Origin of the sequence: Ideonella sp. B508-1, assembly GCF_000333615.1 — a bacterium.
Taxonomy (GTDB): Bacteria; Pseudomonadota; Gammaproteobacteria; order Burkholderiales; family Burkholderiaceae_C; genus Ideonella.
Genome location: NZ_BADL01000126.1, coordinates 44,821 through 55,090, shown reverse-complemented (window position 1 = coordinate 55,090; position 10,270 = coordinate 44,821). Strand labels below are relative to the sequence as shown.

Here is a 10,270-nt window from a genome sequence, read left to right as displayed (position 1 = left end):
GCACCCGGCCGAGGCGGTCCGTGTGCACCTCCTGGTCGCCCCCCGGGGTGGTGCTGCCGTCGGGCCCACCACGGTGGCCAGCAGCGGGCCCGGCGCCACGGCGGGCGGGTACAGGCACTGGCCGTGATTTTCCACCCACAGCGGCCGCCAGGGGATGTGGGCGCGGATGGCGGCAAAGGCGTTGGCGTAGCCGCGGGCCTGGGCCTGGCGGATCAGCGCGGGCTCCAGCCACTCGGGCCAGAACTCGGCCAGCGGGTCGTGGCGGCGGCGCCCCGCCCCAGGGCTGGAACTGGCGCGCCAGGGTCTCGGCCAGGTCCTTGGGCAGATTGTTCAGGCCGGCGTGGGTCACGTCGGTCAGCAGGAACTGCTTGTCTTCCTCGGGGCGCAGCTCGTCCAGGGCGTCCAGCGGGGAGTCGGTCAGCGCAAAGCGCTGACCCGCGCTGAAGCTGCGCACCACCGAGCGGCCCAGAACCGAGAGCGCCCTACTCCGCGCATCTGGCAGTCTCAAATTCGAAGTGCAACACCAGGCGCCCCACAGCCAATTAGAATAAATAAATTAATTTCCCAAGCATGGGCTATTATTCATAGAAATCCTAAATAAAACGACTCTACCATCCTTGTACCCCGTGTACTTTATATAGCGCCCCCCCGGATTTCCATCGTAATTTCCATATTCAACATATTGCCCCGTGACCTTACGATCGACGATCTCCAGCCATGTTCTCTGAAAATCCCCAGAATAGCCCCCCACCCCCTGAACTTCACTATCATAGACGACGGAGATGCTTAACTTTGAGTTATTATAATTAACAAAGCCACCGATATATGTATGATCATCTTCATCTCGGTATGACTTAAAAAAGAAGAACGACCTTCCCTTGCCGCCAGCACCATGCACCCCCTCACTTTGATAGCAAGCCGATTCGATACTAACTCCCGCATAAGTCATGCAGGAAATTAAAGCCAAAATTAATCCAATGAAATATTTTTTCATATACCATTCTAGCGCGGACGCTGCTTCATGAGCGACACAGAAATATCCCAGTCAACCGCAATATAACCCTTTACCGACTGACCCTTTTTATTCACGGTGAGCTCTTGCTCACTATTGCGTCGCCATGTGAAATGCAAATTTTCACTCGGCGAATCGGCAGGAAAATCCAGCAGAACATCTCTGATGAACAACACACTTTGCAAGCGCTCATCCAACCCATTTATATTCTGCAAGGCAACATTGCCATTGACACACCTACAGACGGCAACGCAGTCATCCACCGAGATCCCAGAGTCCATCTTTTTAATCATCCCACGATAACTAGAAATATAGTACCCAGCACTGTCCGCGCAATTGTCAGGATTATAATTCGTATTACTAGAAACCAGTAGATCGTCTGGATTCCATCCTGCCTCTGAAAATCTCGATGTGGCGCCTTCCGTTTGGGGGAACCCTCTGTATTTCCCGTATTTCTTGTAAGTCTCACCCCAGGTTAATTGTATTAGCCCCCGACCATAAAACGGATAATATGGCTTACTCTTTAGATACTTCCCATCCTTGCTATCGCCCTCTTTCATGAGACGCAAGTACCCCGTCTCGGGTATGACTTGAGCAAAGTAGTGAACCAATCGCTTTCGGCGATCAATCCCATATTTGCGATTCGCCCGATTGAAATGCCCACCCCAAGTCTCGCTTCTACTGAGGGCATCATTCCATGGGAAAGTATGGGCAACAAATTGTCTTCCGGTGAGATGCTTAAGCTCCCTGGGAAAGCACTGAGCCATTTCGTTGTTACTAATCCAGCCACACATCTTGTAGTGCCTAATGAATTGAAGCGGATGGAAATGCCAGACGCTGCGATCGGTCATCCCTGCGCCCGTCCAGAAAGCCATCTTGCTGACGTGTTCTTGGAACTTGCCCCAGCTCTCGTCGCTTTGCAACGGCTGCCCATCTTCACGCATGCGCGCATAGCGTGTCGACAAGTCCGAGTCGTCCCACTCGGTGGGCGCCTTGCAGATCATGTGACGAAGACGCCGCTCCGCATCCTCACCAGTTGCCTGTGCTAGAGCAATAACATCAGCATCGTCACACAGACCGTCTGCAGCATTGACGGTTGCCCCCTCGTCACTGCGCTTCCATCCCTGCCAATGCGGAAAGTCTGCATCACTGAGTTTGACAATCTTATTGGGCGCCAAGTCAATGTAGCCCACGGCGGAGTCGCTGTAACGAACCAGCTGCCAGTTTTCATTGCGAGTGGTGGTGTCTGACCCCAGCACGCGACCAAAGCGCAGCCATTCCAATCCAGCGCTGGGGCAATCGGGATACAACGCCGTCGAAAGCCGATACAACTCGTACTCGTAGTTGTCCTGCACGACCGGATGGCCAACCTGTTCGTAGCCTCCGGTTGCAGCTTCGCGATAGGTCGTGGCAATGCGCCGGCCCTGATGCAGACTCACGGAAACATACAGCTTCTCGTCATTGCGCCCCGTCACCCCAGGCGGGGTAGGAAAGTAGACGTCATGCTGTGTCCCAGGCGCATCCTGGATCAGGATGCCTTGAGTAGTGGCCCGCGGGTGACTCGCGGCAAAGTCACGTTGGGCAGGAACCACGAAGTGCGCATCACCAAACCAGTCGTCGCTACCGGTGCCCTGCGCGATGGCACCACTGTCATGCCAGACGCGGTTGAAATCCGCATCGAGCATGAACACCTCGAAGTGACAGGTCTCGCGTCCATACAGTTGTCCTGCAAATCCAAGCACGTCCTTGCGCCACACACGTTGATTGGCGGGGCGTTTGACATCTGTGCCTGGATTATTCCGAAACCATGTCGGTAGCTGACTGAGCCGATCCGCAGCCAAGTCCGCCTGATTCGCCAAATGCATATACAGCGAATAGAACACCACGGTTGTGTTCTCGCCAGACTGGGTTTCGTGGCGCAGCAGTACAAAGCTGGTGTCGTAATCACCCAATCCCTCGTAGGTCTCGCGAGCAGCAGTAAAGCGGCAAGCCACCACGGTGCCATCTGCAATGGCCCGGAGAGGCTCCCCGCCGCCATAGAGGTGCACACCACCATGCCAGCGGTGAACTTGCCCTTGGGGTGTGGTCAGCGTCGAGATGGGATAGCGCCCCTCGGTATTGACCAGAGCCGACTCGATGACGTTGGCCAGATAGATATCCTCGTCGTCGTGAATGTTGTCTTGACGCAGGATGGGATAACTTATCAGCATAAGGGAGATCGGAAACTCAAAGAGAGAAAGGGACCACCCCCGTCAGCACCAGGGAGCCTCGAGGTAGCCGAGGCATCACGGGGCTCACGGACGCCCCGCCCTCGAAGCTCTTGCTCCCCGCCTTGACCGTGATGGTCCCCGGACATTCGAAGGTGATGTTGCCGCCCTCCAGGGTGATGGAGGCCCCACCAGCGGTGGCCAGGGTGATCTTCTTGGCCGCGGCCCAGTTGACGCTGGCGCTCTGGCTCTGGATGGCCAGCTGCTTTTGCGCGGCCAGCTGGGCGCTGCCGGCCTGGGCCTGGATGGTCAGCGGGTCCTGCCCGGCGATCAGGGTCACGCCGGTGCCCGCGGCCTGGCCGCCGGGCTGGATGGCCCCGCCCAGGATGCCGATGGCCTGGCCGGTGTGCAGGCGCCAGGCGCCAGCCACGGCCTGGTCGATGTCCTGCGCGCTGGCCTGGTGGATGTTCTCGCCGGCGGCGTAGACGATGTCGCTAGCGGCGGTTTGCAGCAGGCCGCCACGGGCGCTGACGGCGGCGATGGCGTCGGTGCTGTGGGGCAGCTTGTCTGCGCTGGCCTGGGTGTTCTTGCCGGCCGCGTCGGCCTGGGCCTGGTCCACATCCTGGGCGCTGACCATGCCGCTGACCTGGGTGAGCCAGGCGGGGATGGGCGCGGCCTTCGGGTCGACCCGGCTCTGGCCGGCCTGGGCGCTGCCCAGTTGGCCGGAGAAGGCCACGGTCTGGTGGGTGGTGGCAGCCTGGCTGAAGGTCTGGCTCAGGGTGCCCAGTTGCCGGGCCAGGGCGATGCCCGCGGCGTTGTCGCCCGCGGGCTCGGCGGCCTGGGTGCCGAAGGTGCTGATGAGCAGACCCTGGCGGGCGCGCACGGCGCCGTAGGCGTCGGTGCGCAGCTCCCAGCCGGTGCCCCTAAAGCTGCCGCGGTGGTTGTCGGCCTGGTGGATGAGGTGGCCCAGGTTGAGCTGGCTGGCGTGCTGGGTGCTGGCCAGTTGCACCCGCAGCTGGCCGTCGCTGTCGTCGAACACGAGCTGGTTGTAGCCGCTGCCGCCGAATTCCTTGCTCTTGTAGCCGGACAGGGCTGCGGCGTTGCGCTGGCCGCCCTGGCTGAGCTCGCCCGGGGCGCCGCCGTGCCAGGCGGGGCTGTGGCCGCCGGTCAGATTGCCCTGGGCCGAGGGGCTGGCGTCGCTGCTGTTGGCAAAGCTGCTGGTGTCGGCCTCGGCCCCTTGGCCCCCCGGCGTGGCGGGCACGCCGCCCTCGCCGCGGCCGTGGTACAGGCCGCACAGGATGATGGGCTGCTCCAGGTCATCGTCCACATGGCCCACCAGCACCTCGTGGCCGATGCGCGGGGTCCACTGCAGGCCCTGGCCTTCGCCGGCCAGCGCCTGCAGCACGCGCACCCAGGGGCTGGCCAGCGCCGTGCCGGGTGCGTTGTCTTCCTGGCCCTGGAACTCGTAGCGGATGCGCACCCGGCCGAGGCGGTCCGTGTGCACCTCCTGGTCGCCCGCCGGGGTGGTGCTGCCGTCGGGGCCCACCACGGTGGCCAGCAGCGGGCCCGGCGCCACGGCGCGCGGGTACAGGCACTGGCCGTGCTCGTCCACCCACAGCGGCCGCCAGGGGATGTGGGCGCGGATGGCGGCAAAGGCGTTGGCGTAGCCGCGGGCCTGGGCCTGGCGGATCAGCGCGGGCTCCAGCCACTCGGGCCAGAACTCGGCCAGCGGGTCGTGGCGGCGGCGCCCGCCCCAGGGCTGGAACTGGCGCGCCAGGGTCTCGGCCAGGTCCTTGGGCAGATTGTTCAGGCCGGCGTGGGTCACGTCGGTCAGCAGGAACTGCTTGTCTTCCTCGGGGCGCAGCTCGTCCAGGGCGTCCAGCGGGGAGTCGGTCAGCGCAAAGCGCTGGCCCGCGCTGAAGCTGCGCACCACCGAGCGGCCCAGCCAGGCCTTGTGGCGGGCTTCGACGGCCTGCTGGGCCAGGGTGAGGCTGCGCTGGAGCTGGCCGCTGTCGGCCAGCAGGGCCCCGTGGCCGCTCTCGCCCAGGCTCTCGTAGGTTTCGAGCCAGGGGGCGTTCTGGCCGCCCACGCTGCCGGCGGTGGCCACCTCGGCGGCCACCAGGCGGGCCTGCTCGGGGTCGTAACGGGTGGCGCTGAGCACGGCCACGGCCTGCTGGCGTTGGCCGCCGAAGGCCTGGATCGTGTCCTGGCCTTCCTGCACGCCGTCGCGGTGAAAGCGCACGCCGCCCCAGGCGGCCGAGCCCGCGTCCTGCGGGCAGCTCTGGCTGGATGTGCTGTCGGCGAAGAAGACGACGGTGGGGCCGGGTTGGCCGTCTTCGGCCTCTTCAAAGCGATAGGCCAGGCCTTCGCGGGCCAGGAGGCGTTGCAGAAAGGCCAGATCGGTCTCGCGGTACTGCACGGTGTAGGGCCGCACGCCAGCCTGGGCCGAGGCCTGCAGGTGCGCGCTCACGCAGGGCGCCCAGCGCCAGCTGGCCCAGCCAGCGTAGCGCTCCAGCACGCTGTCGATGAGGTCGGTCAGCAGGGTGTCCTGCCAGACCTGGCTGCGCAGGGTCTGATCCAGAAAGCCCAGCCAGGGCTGGACGGTGAACTGGTAACGTGCCAGGCCGCCGTCGCTGTCCTCGGCCGCGGCCTGCAGCACCTGGCCTGTGCGGCGCTGCTCGCTGCCGTCGGCCAGGCGGGTGACCAGGGTCAGGGGCTGGCCCAGCAGGGCCTGCAGCGCCAGGCCCTGGGTCTCGCTGACGGCCAGCAGCTGCAGCTCCCAGGGGCGGCTGAGCGCTTCGCGCAGGGCCCAGGCCTGCACATGCAGGCCGGCCAGCTCGGCGCAGGGCGAATCGAGCCGGTACAGGCGCTGCTCATCGTCAAAGAGCCCCAAGGTGCTCGCCAGGGCGCTGGTCAGACTGCTGATCATGGTGTGCCGCCCTCCCTGGCCGGCTGTTGTGTGAACCTCTCAGCGCACGCCAACTCCACACTCGTCACACCGCACGCCCCGGGTCGCACGGATTCTAGGAAGGGGGCTCGGGCACTTCGTCACCCATCCGGGGGAGTTTTCATACGGACTGTCATGTCTGTCACCAACTGCAACAAAAAAAGGCCCCGAAGGGCCCTTGGAGGGATGCTGACGCGGCTCAGCGCGGCATGGCCTGGCCGGCGGTGGCGGCGTGCAGCAGGCGCAGGCTGTGCGGCTCGTTCAGGAAGTGCAGCTGCTCGGCGGCGGCGGCGTCCTGGGCGTTGCGGCTGAGCTGCAGCATGCGCTGGCGGCGGGCTTCGCCGCGCAGGCCCTGGCCGGTGTGGCGCGGGCCCACGGCCTTCATGGCCAGGGCCGCCAGGCGCGGCAGATCCGACAGCAGCGCGGTGGCCAGGGCCGGCAGGTTGGCGTAGAGCTGGGCGTAGTGCCAGGCCTGGCGCAGCACGGCGGGCGAACGCGCTTCCTCGGGGATGGTCAGCCAGCCGGCGTCGCGCAGGCGCTGGCCCAGCGCGCCCTGGCTGCTCAGCACCGTGAACGGCACCGAGAACAGCAGCGGCAGGCCCATGGGCAGCAGCCACAGCGTGGTGGCCGGCGACACGCTGGACACCGCCACCAGGGCCACGGCCACCACGGCGGTCAGCGGGCCGAAGCGGCGCAGGGCCTCGGTCCAGCTGACGTCGCTGGCTTCCCGCGGGGGCGACTTCCATTCCAGGGTCCAGCCGGTCAGGCCGCCGATGACGAAGACGCTGTGCGCGGCCATGCGGATGGGGGCCTGGATGGCCGACATCAGCGCTTCCAGCACCGAGCTGGCGATCAGCTGGGCGGTGCCACCGAAGGCGGCCTGCTCACCCCGGCGCAGCACGGCCCACACGCCCAGCACGCGCGGCAGGGCCAGCATCAGGCCGGTAGTGATCCACAGCGTGATCACGCTGCGGTGGGTCAGCAGGTTGGGCACGGTGTCGTCGTTGCTGTTCATCCAGATGCCGGCGCCCAGCACCACATAGGCTAGCCACAGTGGGGCCGACACATAGGACATGGCGCCGGTGGCCAGCATGGCGCGGTGCACGCCCTTGAGGCCCGGCTCGGCGATCAGGCGGGCGTTCTGCAGATTGCCCTGGCACCAGCGGCGGTCGCGCTGCAGCTCGGCCAGCAGGTGCGGCGGTTGCTGCTCGTAGCTGCCTTCCAGGTCGCCCACCAGCCACACCTCGTAGCCGGCGCGGCGCATCAGCGCGGCCTCGACGAAGTCGTGGGAGAGGATCTCGCCGGCCAGCGCACCGGTGCCCGGCAGGGTGCCCAGGCCGCAGTGCTTCATGAAGGGTTCGACGCGGATGATGGCGTTGTGGCCCCAGTAGTGGGCCTCGCCCAGCTGCCAGAACTGCATGCCCAGGGTGAACAGGCGGCCGGTCACGCGGCTGGCGAACTGCTGGGCGCGGGCGTGCAGGGTGGCGTGGCCGCAGGCGCGCGGGGCGGTCTGCAGGATGCCGGCGCGCGGGTTCTTCTCCATCAGGCGGGCCAGCGTCACCAGGGTGTCACCGCTCATCACGCTGTCGGCGTCCATCACCACCATGTAGCGGTAGTCACGGCCCCAGCGGCGGCAGAAGTCGGCCACGTTGCCGGCCTTGCGGCGGGTGCGCAGCTGGCGCCAGCGGTAGTACACGCGGATCTCGCTGCCCCCGGCGGCCAGTTGCTCGCGCATCGTCTGCCAGGCGCGCAGCTCGGCGGCCCGCACCTCGGGGCGGTTGGTGTCCGACAGCACGAAGACGTCGAACAGGCGCTGGGCGCCCGAGGCGGTCAAGGATTCGCAGGTGGCGCGCAGGCCGGCGAAGACGGTGGTCACGTCCTCGTTGCAGATGGGCATGATGACCGCGGTGCGGGCATCGGCCGGCAGGGTCACGCCCTCGGCGTCCTTCGCCGACAGGGTGTGGCGGTCGCCCTTGAGGGTGACCCAGAAGCCCATCACCGCGGTGATGGCACCGGCGGCCACCCAGGCGAACAGCAGGGTGAACAGGGCGACCTGGGCCAGCTCGACCAGGTTGGTGCCGGCACTGGGCTGGATGCTCCAGAGCAGGCCGGCCGACAGCAGAGTGGCCGACAGCACCCAGAACAGCAGCCAGCGGCGGCGGGTCTTGGCGGCGGCTTCCCAGGCCGCGGGAGCGGCGGCGCTGCGCGCGGCGCTCTCGCGCCAGGGCGCGTCGGCCGGGGCGGTTTCGCCGCGCAGGCGGCGCGTCACGCCCAGCCAGGGCTGGGGCTTCATGCTGCCGCGGTGGATGGGGGGCATGCCCGGCGCCGCGGTGGCGCCCGACGGGGTGGTGCTCGGAGTGCGGGTGTGGGTCATGGTCATTGCGGAGGAAGGATCTGGGTCCAGGTTTCGCTCACGGTGTCGGCACCGGAGCGCAGGTAGGCGCGCAGCTCGACCGGCCGGGCCGGGTCCAGGGTCTGCACGCGCAGGGTCAGTCGCCAGGCGCCGGTGGCGTCCACGCGGTAGACGTTCTGTTCGGTGATGCGGCCGGCGTCGTTGCTGCTGACCACCGCCTGCACGGCGGCGTTGTCAGGCAGGGGCTTGCCGCCCACCGTGCCGTTGAAATCGATGACGAACTGGCGCTCGCCCGCGGCCAGCGGGGCGAAGCCGCGGCCGGCGCGGGTCTGGCTGACCCACAGGGCGGGCGGGCGCTGCTGGGCGTCGCCCTGCCAGTCGATGCGCCAGGCCAGGTTCAGCGGCTGGCCCGCGGCGGGCAGTTGGGCCGGCACCCAGTAGGCGACGATGTTGTCGTTGGTCTCGTCCGGCGTGGGCAGCTGCATCAGCTCCACCCGGCCGGCGCCCCAGTCGCCCACCGGCGTCACCCAGGCCGAGGGTCGCTTTTCATAACGGGCCTCGGGGTCCTCGTAGCTGGCGAAGCTGCGGTCGCGCTGCATCAGGCCGAAGCCGCGCAGCGAGGGCATGGCGAAGGACGTGACCAGCGGCCAGCGCGGGTTCTGCAGCGGGCGCCACAGCCATTCGCCGGTGCCGCTGGCCACCATCAGGCCGTCGCTGTCGTGCACCTCGGGGCGGAAGTCGTCCTTGTTGGGCTGGTTCTCGCCGAACTGGAACATGCTGGTCAGCGGCGCGATGCCCAGAGTGCGGATGGGCTGGGTGGTCTGGCGCAGGAAGACGCGCGCCTGGACGTTGACCGCGGTGCTCTGGCCGGGCTGGATGTCGAAGCGGTAGGCGCCGGCCACGCGCGGGGAATCCAGCAGCGCGAAGACGGTCAGCACCTTGGCGCCGGCCTCGGGCCGCACGACCCAGAAGTCGGTGAAGCGGGGGAATTCCTCGGGGCCGCTGCCGCCGGCCGAATCGACCGCCAAGCCGCGGGCCGACAGGCCGTAATGCTGGCCGGCGCCCAGGGCGCGGAAGTAGCTGGCGCCCTGGAAGACGATCAGCTCGTCCTTGTAGGCGCTGCCATTGAGCGGGTAGTGCACGCGAAAGCCGGCGTGGCCGATGTCGCCCCAGGTGGCGGGCTGCAGGGCGGTGTTGGCGCCGTAGTCGAAGTCTTCCGGCCGATAGGGCAGCGCGCGTTCGCCATCTGGCGACAGCTCGTGCATGCGCACCGGCTCGGTCTGGTACTTGCCCAGGTGGAAGAACATCAGTTCGAAGGGCAGGCCCAGGCTGCGCCAGACGGCGTGGTCGGGCCGGAAACGGATGTCGCGGGCCTGGTCGTAGCTCAGGTCCTTCAGGGCCTGCGGGGTGCGGCTGGGCACCGGGGCGTAGGGCTGGCCGGCCAGGCTGCGGGCCCGCTCGCCCAGGCGGTCGAAGAAGGGCGCGACGATGCTGGCCGCGCTGGACGCGGCGGGTGCCGTGGCGGAGGCGGCGGCGCTGGCCGAGGAGGCAGCCGCCACCTGCAGCGGGGCTTGCGGCAGCTCAGGCGCGGCAGCCCGGGCACCGGCTTGGGCAGCCAGCAGCACGGCCAGCGCCAGCATCCGGCAAGCCGGGCGGCGGGCTGTGAAGAAGCGGCGGACAGGTGCAGTCATGCCGCTGACAGGGCAAAGCCCGTGCCAGACGGAAAAGTCGTTTCAAGTCAACGACTTGCA

5 protein-coding genes and 1 pseudogene are annotated in these 10,270 nt (G+C 66.9%); all 6 read right to left on the bottom strand.

Annotation, left to right across the window (positions count from 1 at the left end; genetic code table 11):
- Positions 1-454, bottom strand: a pseudogene (locus tag I73_RS32365) (phage late control D family protein); the annotation flags it as partial.
- A gap of 102 nt (positions 455-556) precedes the next feature.
- Positions 557-994 carry a hypothetical protein gene (locus I73_RS32360; protein WP_148289693.1) on the bottom strand — a complete coding sequence of 146 codons (438 nt, stop codon included), beginning with the start codon at positions 992-994 and terminating at the stop codon, positions 557-559.
- 8 nt (positions 995-1,002) lie between these two features.
- Complete coding sequence (locus tag I73_RS32355) at positions 1,003-3,222, bottom strand: M23 family metallopeptidase (protein ID WP_148289692.1); 2,220 nt, start codon at positions 3,220-3,222, stop codon at positions 1,003-1,005.
- Between the two features lie 16 nt (positions 3,223-3,238).
- A complete protein-coding gene (locus I73_RS26195; RefSeq protein WP_051049047.1) occupies positions 3,239-6,148 on the bottom strand; it encodes a type VI secretion system Vgr family protein in 2,910 nt (969 codons plus the stop codon).
- Between the two features lie 217 nt (positions 6,149-6,365).
- On the bottom strand, positions 6,366-8,540 hold the full coding sequence (gene mdoH / locus I73_RS26190; RefSeq protein WP_234409419.1) for a glucans biosynthesis glucosyltransferase MdoH: 2,175 nt from the start codon (positions 8,538-8,540) through the stop codon (positions 6,366-6,368).
- Positions 8,541-8,542: 2 nt separating this feature from the next.
- Positions 8,543-10,210: a glucan biosynthesis protein gene (locus tag I73_RS05670; RefSeq protein ID WP_234409418.1), complete on the bottom strand. Its 1,668-nt coding sequence runs from the start codon at positions 10,208-10,210 to the stop codon at positions 8,543-8,545.
- Between the last annotated feature and the right edge of the window lie 60 nt (positions 10,211-10,270).